Origin of the sequence: Ornithinibacillus contaminans, from assembly GCF_001038425.2 — a bacterium.
Classification (GTDB): domain Bacteria; phylum Bacillota; class Bacilli; order Bacillales; family Amphibacillaceae; genus Ornithinibacillus; species Ornithinibacillus contaminans.
Map to the genome: position 1 here is coordinate 255,822 of NZ_LDPV02000050.1, position 19,077 is coordinate 274,898.

The 19,077-nt window shown below is 33.1% G+C and carries 15 protein-coding genes and 1 pseudogene; 3 read left to right on the forward strand and 13 right to left on the reverse strand.

The genetic code is table 11. The features are described from left to right. Nucleotides 1–78: 78 nt before the first annotated feature. The 5 genes and pseudogenes from JF53_RS14535 to JF53_RS14550 all read right to left on the reverse strand — a co-directional run bounded on the left by JF53_RS14535 (nt 79) and on the right by JF53_RS14550 (nt 5,142). Entirely contained in the window at nt 79–834 is a 756-nt protein-coding gene (locus tag JF53_RS14535; protein ID WP_047980189.1) for a hypothetical protein, read from the reverse strand. A 194-nt stretch (nt 835–1,028) separates the two neighbouring features. After that, complete coding sequence (locus tag JF53_RS18085) at nt 1,029–1,151, reverse strand: DUF6710 family protein (protein WP_407944462.1); 123 nt, start codon at nt 1,149–1,151, stop codon at nt 1,029–1,031. A gap of 126 nt (nt 1,152–1,277) precedes the next feature. After that, nucleotides 1,278–2,324: a 5-methylcytosine restriction system specificity protein McrC gene (locus tag JF53_RS14540; protein WP_047980188.1), complete on the reverse strand. Its 1,047-nt coding sequence runs from the start codon at nt 2,322–2,324 to the stop codon at nt 1,278–1,280. Then, the gene (locus tag JF53_RS17780) at nt 2,311–4,416 is read right to left on the reverse strand and encodes an AAA family ATPase (RefSeq protein ID WP_053071850.1); all 2,106 of its coding nucleotides are present in this window, start codon (nt 4,414–4,416) and stop codon (nt 2,311–2,313) included. Before JF53_RS17780 ends, JF53_RS14540 begins: the two co-directional genes overlap by 14 nt. 222 nt (nt 4,417–4,638) lie before the next feature. Continuing rightward, a pseudogene (locus tag JF53_RS14550) lies at nt 4,639–5,142 on the reverse strand (LURP-one-related/scramblase family protein). Between the two features lie 206 nt (nt 5,143–5,348). On the opposite strand from JF53_RS14550, the gene JF53_RS14555 reads away from it, so the two are divergent. The 3 genes from JF53_RS14555 (at nt 5,349) to JF53_RS14565 (ending at nt 8,999) form a co-directional block, all read left to right on the forward strand. Then, on the forward strand, nt 5,349–6,092 hold the full coding sequence (locus JF53_RS14555; RefSeq protein WP_047980187.1) for a bifunctional nitric oxide dioxygenase/dihydropteridine reductase 2: 744 nt from the start codon (nt 5,349–5,351) through the stop codon (nt 6,090–6,092). 412 nt (nt 6,093–6,504) lie between these two features. Continuing rightward, a complete protein-coding gene (locus JF53_RS14560; RefSeq protein WP_047980186.1) occupies nt 6,505–7,560 on the forward strand; it encodes a hypothetical protein in 1,056 nt (351 codons plus the stop codon). Then, complete coding sequence (locus JF53_RS14565; RefSeq protein WP_047980185.1) at nt 7,557–8,999, forward strand: hypothetical protein; 1,443 nt, start codon at nt 7,557–7,559, stop codon at nt 8,997–8,999. The genes JF53_RS14560 and JF53_RS14565 overlap by 4 nt, the downstream gene beginning before the upstream one ends. Nucleotides 9,000–9,205: 206 nt before the next feature. Here JF53_RS14565 and JF53_RS14570 read toward each other — a convergent pair whose 3' ends face one another. The 8 genes from JF53_RS14570 to JF53_RS14605 form a co-directional block, all read right to left on the reverse strand. Further along, on the reverse strand, nt 9,206–10,102 hold the full coding sequence (locus JF53_RS14570) for a hypothetical protein (protein ID WP_047980184.1): 897 nt from the start codon (nt 10,100–10,102) through the stop codon (nt 9,206–9,208). Next, nucleotides 10,092–10,790: a Fe(II)-2OG oxygenase family protein gene (locus JF53_RS14575; RefSeq protein ID WP_047980183.1), complete on the reverse strand. Its 699-nt coding sequence runs from the start codon at nt 10,788–10,790 to the stop codon at nt 10,092–10,094. The genes JF53_RS14570 and JF53_RS14575 overlap by 11 nt, the downstream gene beginning before the upstream one ends. Nucleotides 10,791–11,365: 575 nt before the next feature. Beyond that, nucleotides 11,366–13,138 carry an ATP-binding protein gene (locus JF53_RS14580; protein ID WP_047980182.1) on the reverse strand — a complete coding sequence of 591 codons (1,773 nt, stop codon included), beginning with the start codon at nt 13,136–13,138 and terminating at the stop codon, nt 11,366–11,368. Next, nucleotides 13,131–14,402, reverse strand: coding sequence for an SIR2 family protein (locus JF53_RS14585; RefSeq protein ID WP_053071849.1), 1,272 nt, complete (start codon nt 14,400–14,402; stop codon nt 13,131–13,133). Before JF53_RS14585 ends, JF53_RS14580 begins: the two co-directional genes overlap by 8 nt. A gap of 320 nt (nt 14,403–14,722) precedes the next feature. After that, the gene (locus tag JF53_RS14590; RefSeq protein ID WP_047980181.1) at nt 14,723–15,571 is read right to left on the reverse strand and encodes a TIR domain-containing protein; all 849 of its coding nucleotides are present in this window, start codon (nt 15,569–15,571) and stop codon (nt 14,723–14,725) included. Nucleotides 15,572–15,870: 299 nt separating this feature from the next. Next, a complete protein-coding gene (locus tag JF53_RS14595) occupies nt 15,871–16,248 on the reverse strand; it encodes a hypothetical protein (RefSeq protein WP_047980180.1) in 378 nt (125 codons plus the stop codon). Nucleotides 16,249–16,553: 305 nt separating this feature from the next. Next, a complete protein-coding gene (locus tag JF53_RS14600; RefSeq protein ID WP_047980179.1) occupies nt 16,554–17,930 on the reverse strand; it encodes a hypothetical protein in 1,377 nt (458 codons plus the stop codon). A gap of 28 nt (nt 17,931–17,958) precedes the next feature. After that, nucleotides 17,959–18,939 carry a restriction endonuclease gene (locus JF53_RS14605; protein ID WP_047980178.1) on the reverse strand — a complete coding sequence of 327 codons (981 nt, stop codon included), beginning with the start codon at nt 18,937–18,939 and terminating at the stop codon, nt 17,959–17,961. Between the last annotated feature and the right edge of the window lie 138 nt (nt 18,940–19,077).

Here is a 19,077-nt window from a genome sequence, read left to right on the forward strand (position 1 = left end):
TTCCCCATAGTAAGTGAACTACTTTTTTAAGGTGAGCTTTTATTGTTTTTATTTTTACTGGTTTTCATACGGAATTAATTACTGCAGACTTCTAACAAACCCATTTTCACCATATTCAATCTTATTCCCATTGATATAAAATGGCTGACTTGTATCAATCCCCATCATTTCTAATCCTGATTTAATATTTTCATGATCTTCTACTGAAACCGAATGCGATTGTCCATTTGCGAAACGGATGAAATCATCAAGCGATTCCGCAATGGCGTGTAAGGATTGGTACTGCTTTTCACCGCCAATTCCCTTTACTGCATCAGCATGTTCCTGCTGCATTTGTTTAACAATGGCTAAATCCTCTTTTGACAGCTTTGACAGGTCTGGAATTTCATTAGAATTAGTAACATTCAGCATTTCTCTTACGGTTGTATTAAACTCATTCACATATGCCCTTCCAAGCGGTGTTGTATCCGTTGAAATACTAACGGATTCTTTTTCTACTGTTACATAAACCGCTGGATTGGTATAGGATGATAATTTAATCTTTGTTCCGGGAGTTAATGCTAATGCGCTTTCTTGATCTGAAAAAGTGCTTTTTATCTCCTCAAGCGTTAACAATGGCAAGTCTACTTCGCTAGCTTTTGCTTTTATAAAGTCTGATCCATTCGTATATGCATAATTGAGCTTAGTTAAGGAAGTGCTATCGGTATTGCTTCGTTCTAAGTATTCGTGGAAGTTTTGACTTTTATGATGATTACTTGCTTCTGCTTTTGTTTGATTTGGTAGATATTCCGTATTTTTATGAATGAGTAAAGTATTTGAGTTGGTAACTTTCATTTTTTTCTCCTTTCGTTATAGATTGATATTGTTACTTATAGTCTAGAATAACTTACTAGAAAAAGACATCTTTTGTCTTAGAGTAATTGTCCACTTATTATTATATTTTTTTAGCAAACCAGAATTACTTTATAAATCACTTGATTTAACAACTAATTTATCAAAAGTATGTATACGTGAGAATACAGATGTTTCTATGCAAATGAAATTGAATGATTTTTCATTAACCTACCAATTTCAAATATTGCAGCCAGTTCAAAGTTCGTTACTTCGCATATGGGTTCATTATCATATTTTCTTATATAGTTTCTGCCGATGTTTTAATAGCATTTAATTAACGATACGATTTATTTGTATCAAATATGAACGGGTAATAATAAGAAATGTCCCCTTAATGATGATTCGAGGGATATTTCTTATTTAGATAAAGCGAATTTATAAAACTACGCAAAAAATTGATTGGCATATGCTAACAAGTTTTCCTTTATGCCGCTAAAATCTTGTTGTAAATCAAGAGATACAACTAAAATTTGGTTACCTTTAATGTGATAAATATGGTTGGGTTGATTTAATGCAGTTGTTTTCGCATAAAGTAGCATACCTGCAACCGTTTCACCCGGCTCTTTTTTCCAATTATTTATATATGTAAATATTTGATAAAGGTTACCGGATTTTTGCTTTGCAGCTCCACCTTCAAACCTTGCTACCATATTTTCAGAATAAAATTTTGTATCCACTATCAATGTTTTTTTATCTTTTTGAATTACAAGGTCTGTTTGCATAATCGGTAATGCTTCTGTGAATTCATCATCAACACTCCACTGTATTTGAGGATGGGATACATTATAATTCGTTTCACGTTTAAAAAACGCATAGATGAACTTTTCATATAAAGACGATAATCTTTGTTCGTCTTGAATCTCCTTCATCATTTGAGATGTAGAGCTTTCATCAAATAATAACTGCTCATAAAGATATCTACACACGTCTACAATAAATTGATAGCGAATGTTTTGGCGGCTATATCTAACGTTTTTCCATAGCTTCAAATCTACTTCTACATCTGATACCTCTGTAAAATAAGGCAGCAAACCGTAGAATAATCTTCGCATTTTTTGACTTATTTTATTTGATCGCGATAGGTAAACAAGTGTTGCTTTAATAATTTGATTCAACAATATATTTTCAGAGAACTCATCATAAACCACAGCAATTTTCTTATTTACCAATGAATTTTTCTTTATCGTAGAATTGATATCAATTTTCCCCTTAATCACATTGGAAGTCTCTTCAACACCTATATAATCTTTACTTAATCCTCCGCGAATCAAAACAGGAATACCAATCGATAATATTCCTGAGTAAAGCTCTTTGACGTTCTCAAACTTTTCGGTTCCGATCTGTTTATACTCGGAAAGATTTAACGTTTGATAGGCATAGGAAAGCATATAGTATATATTGCGAATTGGAATATTATTATTTCCATCCATCGTAACAACCTCTTAGTCGTTCAGCCCAATCGTTTGCTTTCTGTTCATCATCAAACCAATACTCGAATAGCTGTGGAATGATTTCATATTCGATTACTTCCTCTACACGATTTGCAGTATCTACTTTATAAGCATCACCTACAAAGTAGCTATGCCCAATTTGAAAGCCTGTCCCTAGCTCTTCAACAATTTGATTATTTAAGCTTTTAATTTCATCAATGATACGATTTAAAGCTTCTGGATTATTTAATTCGTTTACATACGACTTAAATGTTTCATTTTGGAACGCCGGTTTAATTTCAAAGAATGAAAATCTTCTTCTAAGTGCGTAGTCTAATAAAGCTAAGCTTCTATCTGCCGTATTCATCATTCCAATGATGTATAAATTCGATGGCACAGAAAACTTATCATTAGAATAAAGGAGATTGATTTGCTCGCCTCGCTTATCCGCTTCAATAAGCATCATTAATTCCCCAAAGATTTTACTCATATTCCCACGATTAATTTCATCAATAATAAAGAAGTAGTCACGTTCTGGATCTCGTGCTGCTTTTCTAGCAAACTTCACAAACGGACCTTGTTTCAGCTCAAACCCATCTCCTTCGGCTTTTGGACGGAACCCTTCAATGAAGTCCTCATAACTATAGCTTTGGTGGAACTGAACCATTTGGACACGTGTTTCATCTTTTTCTTCCATCATGACATACGCTAATCGCTTGGCAATAAATGTCTTCCCTACTCCCGGTGCACCTTTTAAAATAAGATTTTTCTTATTTTCAAGTAAAGAGATTAGACTTACAAGCTCCTTCTTCTCAATAAAAACATTCGAAAGAAATTCATCCATTGTAAAGGATTCATTTTCTTGTACAGTAGGCTTAGAATCTATAAAGCGAATGTAGTAGTCAATTGAACTTCCCGATACGCCTTTATATTTCTTGTAGGATTCATCAGATATAACGACATCCCTTAACTGTTTTAGTTGATCCATATCTGTTTCGCCAAAGATAGCAGTGTCAAAGTGTTGCTCTATATCCTTTAACGCATTTACTTTTTGCGTAACGGTTTTATCATTCAAACTAGCTCCTGTTTCCATAATTTGATTAGATAGCCAATTTCGAAATTCATTTACTTCCACAATCTTTGGGTCAATAAAATCTTCGTTCATTAATTGATCCATTTCTTTAATAAGATTTGGATAAGAATTTAAACATGTTAACGTTTTTTGAGCAATAGTCTGATGTAGTTCCCACTTCCCAACTTGATGCCACTCTACTTTTCTTCTATGTTTATACTCGGCTGCTTTATCATCGAAGTAGTAATCTCCCGTAACAACACCACGTGCGAGGATTTTCTTAATTCCTTCTTTCACATATACAACGTCACCCATTTGAATTTCACGATAGAAATCCCACACAGCCTTTGTATCATTGACAGGGCGCACCCCATCTGCTCTTTGCTCAGCTATTTTTCGTTCAACAGCTTCCTTCGAATCATAGTTTATTAAATCTCCTAAATAGTCCCAACCAAGTGCAATCATATTTTCTGCGTGGAACTGATCCCATAATCTCGAATTTTCGCCTGGTGAAATTACCCAATAATTAATGCTGTTATCAATTTCATCTTCTTGGTTCGCAATTTTCTTCTCTTTTTTAGGATAAGTTAAAGTAGGATTTTCATCATAATATAAAAATATTAAATATGATCGCATTAAAACGCCCCAGTCAGGTATCCCACCTATATTATCAGGCTTACTTCTTACGCCGCGATTATATTCATCTTCCGCATATTTTTTTCTAAATTGAATTCTTGTCGTACCAAACTTTTCTGGATATCGTGGTGTACTTTTACCAGTTACTAATCTCTCAATATCCTCATCACTTTGTTTCGTTATTTGTTGATAGATATTTTTATATTCCGAATATGATTGATACTCAAAGAAATTTTCCTTATAGCCGCTACCTAATCCAAACTTTTCTAACAGGGTTCCAAGTTTTTCAAGATATGGTGTGTACCACATACCCGTCTTTTCACCTAAATTTTCCGTAACCCAATCTTTATATTTTTCTTTTTGAGTATTCACAACAACATTCATAGCGTACCTCCAAAAAAGAATTTATTACCTGAAATTATAACACTGCACTATATTATAAATATATTTACTTCCATTTTGGTTCTCCAGCATATACTAGATGATAATGATATTATCAGGTAAGTTAAAGTCTAGCTCCGTCCAAATCCCCTCATACTATTTGAAAAATCCACCGCTCCATATAATGATGGACTACTTTAGTCTTCTAAACTACTAAATTCTAAATTAAGGCGTCGTTATCGAGGAAGCTGCTGCATTCGCTTCATCATTCTTCACACAATCAATGGCAACTACAACTGCAATTACAATAGTCTCCATCGCTTCATCGAATATCGCTACCTTGTAGCTATCGCCCCATTAGAACCATTCCTTATTTACTTTTCCCACGACCTCACCATTCTGTATTACCTGAAATTCCATATCCCACCAATTATCTCGAATTTCAATACCTGCTGCATCAATCGTATAGCGAGCCTTGAAGAAGGAAAGTTCCTTCTTAATCGTTAACACTTCTTGTCCGTTTACCTCAACAAAAAACTTCGGAAAAAAGCTAAACACCTTCTTCGTAACGCGTGCAACTTCAGCATTTACTGTATTGCTAATCGTGAAGGTCTTAGGGATCTTCAGGAAGCTGCCCTCCACGTAATAAACATCGTTCTCCGCCTGATCATTCACCGTGAATTTCTCACTTAGACTGAATACTTTTTGCTTAATATAAAGTTGTTTCATCATTATAAGCCCCCTATACTTAGCCGCCATAATACAATCCCTCTTCCTACATACTAACATAATATTCCAAAAATATTATCCCAAAATAAAAACACCTATAAATGATACTTCCAAACCAAAATAATTCATCCGCATAATTGAGAATTGTTATCATTTATTGTATAGTAGATAATAACAATTCATATCATGGTGATAGGAGTATGATCATGCAAATATACTGGACGAGAATAAATAAGATTACCGAGGAAACGCCAGAGGTAAAAACGTTCCTGCTTGACCGTCCAGAAGACTTTACCTGGGAAGAAGGTTCCCACACGCACTTCGCACTGGAAGGCTTCAACGCCGGAGATAAACCAAACCGAAGTCTGATTCGCCATATGTCCATCTCCACATTACCTCACGAAAATACGATCGGCATCACAACACGGATTAAAGAGCAATGCTCGGAGTTTAAGACGATCTTAAAAACTATAGAAGTCGGAACTAAAGTAGCCATCTTCAAAACGCATTCGAATGTGCCACTTAGAAGAGAGAATAAAAATATATACCTGCTATCATCAGGTGTTGGATTGGCAACGTTTAGACCGCTTGTACTTGATTATTTGGAACGTGCGGACAATGTGAATCAAATCCATTCCCTGAACATTGATTCAACAAAGGATTTCTTATTCCCTACCGTTTTCAAATCAGCACCGGATAAGAACTTCACATCACTGTTTGTTGATAACCGTAAAGACTATTATGAAGAAGCGAGGAATCTTGCTGCAGATAAGAGCGGTATCTACTATATTGTTGGTAGTGATGAATTTATTGTTCAGAACATGGAAGTATTGCGCGAGCGGGGGATTACGCCTGAACAGATTATGCTTGATAAGCGGGAAAAAGGGCGGCATGAGTTATTATCATCCGTTTATCCCGGACAAGATAATTTCTTGATAGACGCTAAATAACGGGGAGTGTTTTTCACTCCCCGTTATTTTTTTGATTTCTTTTTTTTGGTTCTTTCCTCTTTCCATATGACCCTCAGCATATTCTCTACCCTAATCTTTTCACCACGTTCCGAAATAGCGGTACCATTGAAAATTCACTTCTTGTAAAATGTCTGTTAATTATTTTCACTTATGATAAGGCTCACCGTACCGGTTTGTAGGGTAAAATAATAATCTTTTCTGTAATATAAAAGCTTATATATTTTATCTTTTTTAAAGGTAGTGAAGGTTACTTTCACTACCTCTATTCTGCATTGGATGTATTTAAACCTAAATATGGTATCAATAACCAATGTTATCTACTATACTATTAAATATAGGAAATTTTTCATAAAATATACTCTTATAAACTATATTCGAATAGGTGAGTAAAATGGTCAGGTCTAGTGAAGCAACTGCAGTAATTGATACTAATGCATCCTCATCTGCATTTGGATGGGACTTCCAAAGTAATGCAGCGATTTTATTAGCACTTAAAAACATTAAGTGTTTAGAATCCTTAAAAGTCGAGGGGAAAATTGATGATATTGAACTTTACCTCAAAGATAGTAAGACTATATTTGTTCAAGCAAAATCACAAGAAGATCCTACTTCAAGTACAAACACACTTACCAAATTGAGAGATGCACTCAAAACTCTTATTAATGCAACTAATCAAAGTAAATACGAAAAAATTATATATGTATCTAATATAATGAATCCGCTAAAAGATAAAGAGCTGTTTTATTACTTTATGGGACATGGAGTTTTAAAATACACATATACAGAATTAAACAACCCAGCAAAAGGTATTATAAAAAAGTACATTGATAATGCTGCGAAAAAGTTTAACCTAAGCCTATCTTACTTAGACTACAATAAATTGGAAATCTGGTCATTTCCTTTCTTTGGTGAGGATAAAGAAACTAGGTATAGAATAATTAATGAAGCAGTGAAAACCTTTCTAGCTAGTGCGGATATAAGTGAAGGAATAGCCCAACATCTATTGGATTATTGGCAAAATATATTTTTTCAGAACGCTTCAACAAAGCTGGTAAAACTAAAAAAAGAAGATTTGATTTGGCCCGTTGTCGTTTTAGATTCCTCTATTTCATATTATGACAGCTTTTTTGATAACTACGACCCAGGTGAAATCGAAGAAATTGTACGGAAATATAATACATTTATTAATAAAAAATCCGAACAATTTGAGTTTGTTACCAAGGTTGTAAATGACTTTACCAAATTTCAAAAAGAAAATCATTCATTAAAGAGAAAAGAATCTATTGGTAAATTTATTGAGACCAATTGGAAATCATATGACTCCTTATTTAAAAATAACCTTTTAGAACCTGATATTAAAGAGGGTGTCATTAAACTAGTATTAACAAAGATTTTAACAAATAGATTTAGAATAGATAGTGTAAAAAAGGCGGCGGGCTTGTTATGAAAATTAATCATTTAATCATAAAATATAATGGAATTACAAAGAGATTCGATTTAGATGATAACTTCAACTTAATACATAGCAAAAAGAATAGCGTGGGGAAATCTACTTTATTAAGATTTTTGTTTTATTCTCTGGGTTACAACATACCTGGGACTAAAAATATAAAATTTAATAAATGCACCGTCATATGTAACTTTGATACTAACAATAAGAACATGGAAACAAGAAGAGAAAATAACATTATTACACTATCAATAAATAATACTGACATTTATACTTTTGTGCTACCTGAAGAGGAAATTGAATTACAAAGTTTCGTTTGGGGGACAACAAACGAAGACATTTTAAAAAATATACTTGGTGCAATTTATATGGATCAAGAGAAAGGCTGGACTTTACTTAATAGAGGAGTAGTCATCGGTAGTATTCATTTTAATATTGAGGAACTTGTACAAGGATTATCAAATAGAAATGTAACTCAATTACGAGAAAAACAAAAATCAATAGAGTTAGAGTTAAAAAAATACCAACAACTTCAAAATATTATAGAATACAAAGAACATCTTGCAACATCTGCAAATGATATAGCCTTTCCTGACTATACTTCTGAGTTGGAAAATAAAATCCAGATGCTTACTTTTGAAAAAAATGAATTAGAAGATAAATTGAAGTCTATAGACTCTATTAGAAAAGAAAACATCTATTTTACTAGTTTTATTGAGAAAATGAAATTAGTAGTAAAAGACGAAGATACCGGGAGAACGATTCCCGTAACAAAGGATACCATTGAACACTTTGACGATAATCAAAACTATATTCTTGCACGATATAACATGGTTAAAATAAATCTTGCAAAAGTTAAGAAGGAACTGTCAATACTTAATCAGAAACTATCAGAGACCCAAAATTTATTCGACGTTCAGACTGAAATCGAGAGATTTGATAGTCAAATAGCTCACTTAAATGTCAATCCAGATCAAATAAGAAAAATAATTATTCAATTAAATAACCAAAATAAAAAGCTAAAGAGAACTATTCTAGAAAGAACCATTGATAATAATCCTATTGTTAATGACTTACATAGATCCATAATTAAATTTGCCCAAAAATTAGGGGTGGAAGATGTTATTAACCTTAATAAAAACTATATTTTTACTTCTGATCTGAAATCACTAAGTGGAGCCGTACTACACAAAATCGTATTTTCCTTTAAAATGGCATATATCTTAGAGATTCAAAGAGTCCTAGGTATTAAATTGCCTATAGTCCTCGACTCACCAAGTGGTCGTGAAATAGATCAAGAAAATATCCGCGAAACAATGAATATACTTATGGAGGAATTTTCTGATAATCAAGTAATTATTGCTTCAATTTATAAGTACAACGAGTTACATCCATTGCATACTATACGAATTAGGAATAAGTTAATGGAGGGATAATCTTTATTTACTATTTCTGTATAAGTAAATAATACTGCATTATAAATTTGTAGTTAATACAAATTATATAGAGAAAAAAAAGGTTAAATAAGAACTGGGCCACAGTACTCCAGTTCTTATAAATTTGTTAAAAATGTCATACCAAAAAGGGTCTGTGTGTTTACACCATCAGTTACAAGTTGTTTTCAAAGATAAAGTACTTTATCTTAATCATTTCCATAATCTGGTTCATAGTCCGGCTCTACTTCTATTCTATTTGTAAATTCTTGGTCTAACCCTGCAGCTACTATTTCATCATGATTGCCTAGGACTAAACCACATGTCCTACATGTAAAAGAAGTTGCTAAAAATGTTATATCCTGGAAAAAAATCCAAGGATCATCGGGATTTGATTCTATTTCCCCTTCTTCAAGAGCTTCACCTTCAATAACAGCTTCAAAGGTACATGCGGGACACTTTACAACAATTTCATCCTCATTGATCCATGAAATCTTGAAGTTTTCTGATTCCTTCTCCAATTCTCCACCATATCTCTTTAACGCATCTTGTTTAAATTTATGTATTTTTGATTCAATAGTTTTTTGTAATACAATTGATTTATCATGTATTATTTCTTCTGCGCTTTTTGCTTCACTTTCCCCAATATAGTCTTCTAATGTTTTTCCTTGGTGTTCTAAAAGCATTTTACAAGTATCCCAGAACTTAGGTAACCAACTTTCCATATCCCTATCAACGAAAGGGAGTTCACCCGAGTGCAGTTCAGCATTTCGTAAATTCGCTAATCTGGTACAAAATTTCTTAGTGTCTTCATCAAACCTTTTAACTTTAATTAAGTTCCGTAGTCTATCAAAAACTGTTTTGGCAGTTATAGTTTTATAATCTTCACTATCAGAATAACCACTAGCTATTAATAACCCCTTGGGAGTTGAGGGATCTACTACAAGGGATGGATGTATCTTTGCCAAGGTTGATTTGCCTAGTAACTCTAATGCTATAGAAGCCCATAGATTAAATTCATCTATTTTACTCTCGTTCCTACTTTCTATTGCTCTTTCAATAAATACTTGTGACTTTTTCCACAAATCTTCATATTTAATACCCAATATTATTTCCCTCCCCATGATTCATTATAAGCACTCTATATAGTAATCGATCTATATTTAAAGCTTCATTGCCTTTTTGCCCTCTTCCATGAAGAAACCTCCAATTATCAAATATTAATAAATCCCCTTGCTCCCAATTAACTATAATAGGCTCAGCATTATCAATTAGCTTATTTAAGTATTTATCTGCTGTTTCACCCGTTTTATTTGCGGGCTTCATACAACCTTGGTCATAACGAATAAACTCACTTGAATTTTTTTCACTATTACTTATAATTGTAGTAAGAAAACTCCTCCGACCGTTTTTCACAGTAAATATTCCTCTCTTCAACACTTCATATTTTGTTTCATCAAAATCTAGTACAGTTGTATCCATTAAAATTGTTGGATAACAAGCAGATTTTATTTCTTTCGCAAATAAAATAACAAATCTTGCTGGGGTTTTCCAATGAGCAGTATCACTATGAAGGGGGAAAGTTCCAGTTCCGTGTATTGCGCTTAAAGAATTTGGATTTGCTTCGTGTACTTCCTGTAATCTCAGTTTATCTAATAGTGAACCATGTCTACGCGAAGCAATAGGAACCCCTATAGCTCTAGCTAGTTTTAATAATTCATCTTTATCTATATTAGATTTGTTTTTAATCAACACCCAGCCCTTATCAGAAAGACTTGTTTTAATTGACGCCATTTCAATTAACCACCTTATTTTATTTTAGATTAAATAGATATGGGGGACTCCACGGCTAGTATCTTACCTTCTCTTTTTAGGTTTGTACCGTTCCATTAAAGTGCATCCGTACCGGTTTGTAGGGTAAAATAGAGCAATTAGAGCTCCTCTAAAAAACCTTGTGAGGAGCTCTAATATATTATTCGGTATCCCAATAGTATTTTCGATTTATGATGTCCTTATTTTTGTCCTTAGTTCCCCTCATCTTACTATCAAATGTTCGCTTTTAGACAAAGTTATCCTTATTCTCCATCTATTTGTTCCATTGTTTAAAATCTAATTGTTGTTATTCCAAGTCGTAAGCAATGCTCGATTCGAGTCTCTCTAATAAATATTGAATTTCTTTCTTTGGTAACATCTGATCGCACCTCCCCAGCATTTTTAGTCTGTTTTATAACTATTATACTTCTCTCTACATATATATCCTTTATTCATTAATAACATCTCCTAGAAACCACTGTTCCAAATATATATTCCCGCTCTGGATTCAGTCCCTCAATATGCTAATGTGTTAGAGTAGCGAGGTAAATACCCCTTCATTCTATATTTTCTTCATTTATAAGTTGTGTCACTGTATCAGAATAGACTGGTGTATTTGAGTCCGGTTCTATTCGTGGTCTAGTTATCCTAGCGAATAATACGTCTTTTAACTCATTACTGGATATTATTGCTTCACCTTGTCCAAGTGCAGGCAGATAATTAATAATGTCTCTATTGGAGAATGGCAAAGAATGCATAACAATTTCTTTGTCCCTTTGATTAATAAGACGATGTGTAACAAAAGTTCCAATTTGGCTTAGGATACCTATTGGTATATCACGTGGCAATTGTGTTGTAATACATAGAAACAAACCATACTTTCTTCCTTCTTTCGCAATACTCTCAAATGCCTCTAGTGTCAAAACCTCGTTGTCCGTTGTAACAGACTTATTCATAAATTGATGGGCTTCATCAGCGAATACTGTTACAGGATCTTCTTTAAATCTTCCTTCTCTTGCAGTGTTTAGTAGCAACTGTCCTATTATATCAACAACGACCTCCCTCATTTCAAATGAGAAAGGTACTTTACTAACATCAATATAAAATAATTCCCCCTCATAACTATTCTCCTCTAAATATTCTCTTAATGCTTTCACTAGGTCTTTATCAAAGTTCTTAGTCTGTGTGAAATCAAAGATTTGATTATAAAACTGGTCATTAACTAAGCTTTCTATTCTAGTAATTAAAGTAGAACAATGACCAAGCGTACTCTCATCCGCCCCTCCAAATAAATGGTTGTCTGAATATCTTCCAGTTGGCCATACACACTCTTGCTGTACCTGGTCTGCTAGTCCTCGTATATCAAAATCACTATTATCTACTGAAACTTCATTTATATTATCATTTAGTATTTTTAAATAGGCGTCTCTTTCTTTACCTTCTTTTATAATCGTTTTTATATTTGATCCTCTTGTTACGATATAGTTCTTTTCTGGACTCGCTAGGTTAACCAATTTATCTTCAAACTTTTTTAGAAGTTTTAAACTTCTCACTGCTTCTCTTAACTTAGGTGCTTGAGCACTTGGTGCTGGTTTTAATAAGTGAAATAAATCCTGGAGCTTTAAATTTTTATAAGAGAGTATATGACTCTCTCCTAAAATAATCTTATTCTTATCAGCAGAATATTCATTAGCAAGTTTTCTATACTCTCCAGTAGGGTCAATTAAGACAACCTTTTGGTTATTTTCAAGAAGGTTAGAAATTAAGTTGGAGGTTGTCCAACTTTTTCCACTTCCGGTAGAACCTATGATTGCAGCGTGTCTACTAAACAATGCTTGAAAGGAAAGTTCAAGATCAGAGTTGGAATTTGGACTTATAAGGCTTGCAAAGTTATTTGTTTTTAATGAATAACTTTGTAACTCAATCCCCTTTGCATAATGCTCGATAAATTGGTTACTTGCCATGTATACCTTAGAGCCTACATTGGGAAAATCAACAATGGATTTATTGAAGTTCACATCCCGATAATCAAAGACAGATAAAATTTCGGCCTGTAACAGTGGATGGAAATCATCTCGTTTAAACGCGATTGAAGAAAGTTCTAATCTTTCTTTCTCAGGAATTTCCGAAGATATCACTTTTCCAATAAAACCTCTGTTTTCCCCTTCAATAACTATATAACCATTGATTGTTCCTCCATGAAACCTTTCTCCTTGATGAAAAAAATTATTCAAGTTAGTTGATGAAGGAATATGAATAGTGACATTATGTACATTAATTTTAGAAACATATCCTAAGAATAATTGATGACGAAAAATTGATTCATTCATACTTATCACCTGTATCTTCAAAAAATTGATCACTAAATGCTTTTTGTTTTAAATAAAAATTCTCGAATCTTGAAAAGTCCCCCTGAAAAAGCATAATATTTTGATACCCATTATCAATTCTATCTCTAAAAACTTTAAAGCTCTCTTGTTGTAAATCATAATCAACTATTAAAATTCTTAAACTCGGATTGTTTTTCATAGCATTTTCAACAATTGTTCGAATATGTTTATCAGCAAAGCTAAACCCTATGGAAATGAAAAGAGTATTCTTCTTTCTTAATTCCAATTGAAATCTAGAAAACATTTCAAAGTATGGTGGTTCATACGATTGTTCATACTTATTTCTTCTAGGATAAATCATTAATGCATGCTTTGGATCTTCCTGCTTTACTATTTCATTTTCTCCTCTTCTTTCCCAATCAATAGAACCATGAAGTTTATACAAATGAATTACTTTTTCAACATAATCGGGCTCATCTGTAACCTTATTGTCCCCTCTTCTTACAAAATCATAGTCATATATGAAAGGATTAAACTTCCTGGGAAAATTATATGTAAATCCATCAACTAAAATAAATCCTTCTTGTTCAGCAGCTTGTTCGAATAAAGTGTCGTAGTTTGTCGTAAACAATTTAACCCTATTATGTGAGCTTCTACGCATTGTTACTTTTTCAAGAAATCTTGGATGAGGATGAAATTTATGAAGTTGTAATGTGCAAAGTTCCTTAATTTTTTCTTCAATCGTATATAAAGTTCCATCAAACTTTACTTTTTCGTCTTCATTTATCGATATATACTCTTTTGCTGACTCTGCTTTAGATAATAAATCTTCAATATTAACCTTTTCTACAGAATACCTTTCATCTCCAGTGAAGTATTTTACCTTTTCTACAAATTCTTCTAGAGAAAATAAATCCGAATCATTTAAAATAGATTCTTCCCATAGATGGTCATTTATTTCTTTTGTAAGTTCCCAAACCGTTTTCCCTGAATACTCACTTAAAAGCTCTCTATTTTCATGATTTATTATCGAAGCTCCAGCACCTGTCAAAATTGTAGTATTTTCGAATTGCTCACCAATAAAATTATTTAGAATATCGGATATTTTTTCCTCTTCTATCTCTTGAATGGTTTTTGCGCTATTAGTAAGGTCTTCTTCAAGTCTTTTGTTATTAAACAAATACTGAAATCCATGTTCATCATCACCAAGCCCTGCCTTTTTTACCTTATCAGAAGCAGATATAATTATTTCTTTGTTTTCCATTAGTAAAATCTCTCCTCAAGTTTAATTATCTCTTTTATTTCTCAAATTATCGTTAGACTTTGGGTTCAGCACTATTAAAAATTTAATATCTTAGAGAAGCGAGGGGCTAAGCCCTTTCACCGATCATTACGTCCAATTCTCATCACTATTACATCTTACCAATCATCTCTGAAATCTCACTTTTTATAGATTTGCATGTTTTTATAAGGACGGGGTTTGTCAGATTCTAAAAAAAATTAATATAAGTGCCCTGACCCATACTTAGTATGGATCAGTGTTAACCATATTTTTCACAACAGTTAAATGATTACAGACACTGGTTAATTTGCTTCTTTTGATTGGAAAATTACCTGAGAAATATGTTCAACCATTTCATCTACAGTAAACTTACCCGTACTTAGAGCAAATTTATCAACCAAATACGGATTATATTGACGTACCTGTTCAGCCGACACATCGTGCCATATCGGCAATATAATTATTTTCTTTTCATTAATTTCTCGGTTTAAGAAGCTCTTAAATTCGTACTCAGACCATCCACTCTGAATGAAATTAGATGATAGGAAGACTACAACAAATCTTGAATTTAAAATTCCCATATTCATCATATCTGTTTGACTTTGTCCTATTTTGAAAACTTTAACATCCTCAAAAACTTTAAGCCCTTTTTCACTTAGCTTTTCAGACAGCTCAGTAACAAAGACTTCCTTGTCAAGACTTGAATGAGATAAAAATACGTCAAATTCTATAATCTCTTTTTCATGTGCAGTATGCTTAACATCTATAGCCAGTTCATTTAACCTTTCTGATACTTCCGATAATCTGTTCATATAATTTTCATTCGTGTTTGTTTGGGAATTAATAGCTTTCATCATTTTTTCGTATTCCCGTTTTTGTTCTTTGTCGACTCGTTCTTTATATCTGTTAATATCATCATTATTTTTACGAACCCGTTCCATTAATTGTGTCATTTCTTTTTCATATTTTAGTAGATTTTTCTGATATCGTTCTAACCTTTGTAAATCTGAACTCGTAACATTACGTTTCTTGGTAATTGTATTTATTTTCTTTGCTTCATCATCTCTTTTTTTCCTCACTGCTACTAGTTTTTTTGAAAGTTCACTATCATTTCTAATGGTTCTTCTTAAATTAGTCTCGTTGATGCTCATTACCTTACCCCTTTTCTTCCTTTGTAGAGCCAAATTATTAGTATCCTATAAATAAAACGCTAAAGAAACTGCAATATTAAAATTAACAGTCTTTAGCGTTCTTGTAAGTTAAAATCCTGTGATGTCTGAGCTAAACGCTCAAGCGATAAATTATTTGAGATTGAAAGGATTAGAACCCTTTGAGCCCCGGGATCAAGCCCATTTCTTCTTATGATTTCTAAGTCCAGGTGAAAAAGTTGAAGTTAAGTTCGAGTATGTTAGACCCTTAAAAAAATCTACTTTCAAACATAATTTTACTATTACTCTTCCTTAGTAATATACCAATGATACGGAATCTCCACCAAGAAGTACGTACCAAACTCACCATCGTCATGTCCTAATCTGGGCAGAATTTCATATGGAACTCCCTCAGTTAGTGCCTCTAAAACAAAATGTGCACTTCGATATGGTTGATCAACAGCAAATCCTCTTGATGCTAGATATATTGCCTCATCATCCGATAATGAACTTTCATCAATTTCTACGCGTATTCTCAGTCCAGTATCATCGTCGTCACCTTCAACATTTACTGGTATAACCCTTCCTATTTCTTTTGCAATTAATTGTTTTGCTAATTTTTCTACCTGGTTAAATGATATATATAATGAAATATAGGCAGGTTCTAAGACTTTAAGCATTTGCTTTCCTCCCACTTTGTTTTGGTTTTGAATCTAAACATGCATACGATTTATTTTAAGCTTTATTTTTAACGTTAGTTGTTCCACTGACTTCTCCATTTTGATAAACACCATCTTTTAAAAGACTACATAATTAAGTTTTTCAAAAAAACTCTCCAAAATATTTTAACCCACCCATATTTTCCCCTTTTATTTCATTAAGGAATTCCAGAACGTTCACCTGCTTCAACCAGGGAAAGAGATACAAGAAATCCATTCCTTGATTCTCTTCTAATTGAATTCTTGTTTACCGTCTTCCAAGTTAATCATAATCGCTTTTTACCTTCTTGCATTACTTCAATTAATTCATCGGGAATCTCCCCATTATCAAAGTAGTCAGACAGCAGGTTGAACCAGGATTCTTTTGCATTGAAATTACTATGCTTTTTATTTTCTAATGCATATTGGATATAATAATCAGCCTTGCTAATTAGAATGGCAATAATCCTTATAAAGACCTCTAAGTCAGTTTTACCCTTAGCTTCCTCCTTGATTGGATCTACCTTATTTCTATAATAGTAATCGTCGATGTAATCTAATCCATCATGTACGAATTCATTTCTTGATTTACATACTTTATCAATTGCGCTAGCTTGATCTAATTGCCCTAGGGTAACTAGATGATCTAACAAAAAGGTTAATTTCCTTTTTCTAGTATGCTTATCCTCATTTTTCTTTAATAGCATTACTTCTGCTGCAATATTGATGTATAAAACAGTATCAGATTCACTATCCAATGAGTTGGATCGTTTACCGAAATTAATTGCCTTCATAAAAAACTTTATAGACCTTAAAAATCTAGCCTTTAATTCATCAACGTCGTTAGTTTCTTGAGACCACCTATATAGGCTTATAAAACGCTTTGTGTGTTCCCTGTTTTTCAGCCACTCAAGATCAAAGCTACAATTGTAATTAAAATTTAAAGGAATATGTATCCAATTTTTCTCTCCATGAATTGCAATATGCCTGTTTAATTTATTATAATCACCTAAACTTCCATTTTTGATTAACTGTCTAAATCCAACAGAGACTTTAGTGTTTTCATAATTAGGGTATATGTAAGCTCTATACATAACGTTTAATAAACTTACAGCATAAAAAGCGCAATTAGAAGCAATACGGTTAACGCTTGAATATTGATGGCGTATTTTAATCGCAATTATCGGGTGCGATAAAAATATGGGTGACCTTGAACGAATTGTGTGTTCGAATCTTGAATCTAACTCCTGAATAGGGAGGTTGGTAATCTGTTTTAGTTGATTCAGTTTATGCTCCTTATCGTCGCCTCCAATGATATAGATACTTTCATCTAAGCAAATCGTATCATTTAGAGTTGCATTCACTAACGGGAAAACTACCCAATAATCATCAATATTAATTTTTAAATTCTTTTTTAACAATTCGAGAACGGAAAGAGCATCATTTAATTCAAACATATTCTTGTCTTTAAAGTTAAGCCAATTGAAAATATCAATGAGCCAGCCTTCTGTATCTTCTATATCAATAATTTCAGAGAACTCTTTATGTTGGGCAATCGTAGTAATTACCTTCCATGTCTCCTTGTCCTCTAATCCAAAACTCCAATTCTCTCTATCATGATTGTACCGTAATAGAAATAAAACCCTTTTTGCCAACTTTTCCATCTTTAACCGCCTTCAATAATCTAATCAATCATTCTGGAACATACATCTTCTGCAACGGTAACAACGCCCTTACATCATTCGGCATATTCTCATACCACTTTACAACCAAATCTACTAATTCCTCCAAATCCACCAACCTAACAGAATTATGTCTAGCAACCGCTTCTGCTTGTGATGTAAAACCACCGGTTGAAACAAATAAACTATTAGCATCAATCGGATTTGCCCCTAATAACTGTTGAATCTCTGGTGCCGATGCAGAAGACTTACGATGCTTTACTTGAACTTTAATAATAGGCTTTTCAAATCCAAAGGCATCTTTATAAGCCAATACATCCACTCCACCGTCAGGGCCCTTTGGATTTACCCGCACATTGTAGTCCATTGCTTGCAAAAGTCCCCCAACCAGTTCTTTCATTTGCCATGGGTCAAGTTTATCAACTTTGTCTTGTACCATTACCAGTGCCTTATTAACCAAGTCTTCTATTATTTCACTTTCTTCAGCTTCATCTGTTTCCTCCGGTTCAACAAAAGGGTACTCTAATAATCTTTCAATCTCACTTCCCCAATCATCTACACGAAACACTGTTAATACCGAACCTAAACTATTCTTTGCTGCTTGTGATAGTGTATCTCTAATAACTGTAGTTTCTTCCCATTCCACTCTTATATTATTTGGGTATGCAGGATCCCCTATTGACTCATTATAAAAAGGATCTTCAGTTACAGTTCCAACTAGATATTCTCTAGTTTCTTTAAAATAAGTGATAACTCTATCGTCCTTCTTAATTTCTCTGCTGAAACGCCATACCTGGTTAATCCAGCTCTTTCTAGTATTAGGTTTACTATCAGCAAATACAGTATTTGCTTTAGTTAACATTTCTTCCTTTGAACTATATTGTTTAGGATCACCCAATTTTGGCCATCCAATGGAAGCAATACCCTTGTCCTTCCATATTGGAATTAATTCATTGTTATCTCCCGCACGAATCATCCACCATTTTGTCATATAATATTCCTCCTATTCCTAAAGAAAAAACCCAAATCGATATTGCGCTCTTGCAAATCTCATCGGGTTATACAATCTTCTGATGCACAATGTTTTTTTACTAAATACTTCTATATCCGAGTCAAAATCGTTAATAGT

Excerpts from the sequence above, each read along its gene's own strand:
- JF53_RS14560 (WP_047980186.1), top strand. The coding sequence starts at position 6,505 with ATGGTCAGGTCTAGTGAAGCAACTGCAGTAATTGATACTAATGCATCC.
- JF53_RS14605 (WP_047980178.1), bottom strand. The coding sequence starts at position 18,939 with ATGACAAAATGGTGGATGATTCGTGCGGGAGATAACAATGAATTAATT.
- JF53_RS14600 (WP_047980179.1), bottom strand. The coding sequence starts at position 17,930 with ATGGAAAAGTTGGCAAAAAGGGTTTTATTTCTATTACGGTACAATCAT.
- JF53_RS14540 (WP_047980188.1), bottom strand. The coding sequence starts at position 2,324 with ATGGATGGAAATAATAATATTCCAATTCGCAATATATACTATATGCTT.
- JF53_RS14575 (WP_047980183.1), bottom strand. The coding sequence starts at position 10,790 with ATGGCGTCAATTAAAACAAGTCTTTCTGATAAGGGCTGGGTGTTGATT.
- JF53_RS14595 (WP_047980180.1), bottom strand. The coding sequence starts at position 16,248 with ATGCTTAAAGTCTTAGAACCTGCCTATATTTCATTATATATATCATTT.
- JF53_RS14590 (WP_047980181.1), bottom strand. The coding sequence starts at position 15,571 with ATGAGCATCAACGAGACTAATTTAAGAAGAACCATTAGAAATGATAGT.
- JF53_RS14565 (WP_047980185.1), top strand. The coding sequence starts at position 7,557 with ATGAAAATTAATCATTTAATCATAAAATATAATGGAATTACAAAGAGA.
- JF53_RS14580 (WP_047980182.1), bottom strand. The coding sequence starts at position 13,138 with ATGAATGAATCAATTTTTCGTCATCAATTATTCTTAGGATATGTTTCT.
- JF53_RS14585 (WP_053071849.1), bottom strand. The coding sequence starts at position 14,402 with ATGGAAAACAAAGAAATAATTATATCTGCTTCTGATAAGGTAAAAAAG.
- JF53_RS14555 (WP_047980187.1), top strand. The coding sequence starts at position 5,349 with ATGCAAATATACTGGACGAGAATAAATAAGATTACCGAGGAAACGCCA.
- JF53_RS14535 (WP_047980189.1), bottom strand. The coding sequence starts at position 834 with ATGAAAGTTACCAACTCAAATACTTTACTCATTCATAAAAATACGGAA.
- JF53_RS17780 (WP_053071850.1), bottom strand. The coding sequence starts at position 4,416 with ATGAATGTTGTTGTGAATACTCAAAAAGAAAAATATAAAGATTGGGTT.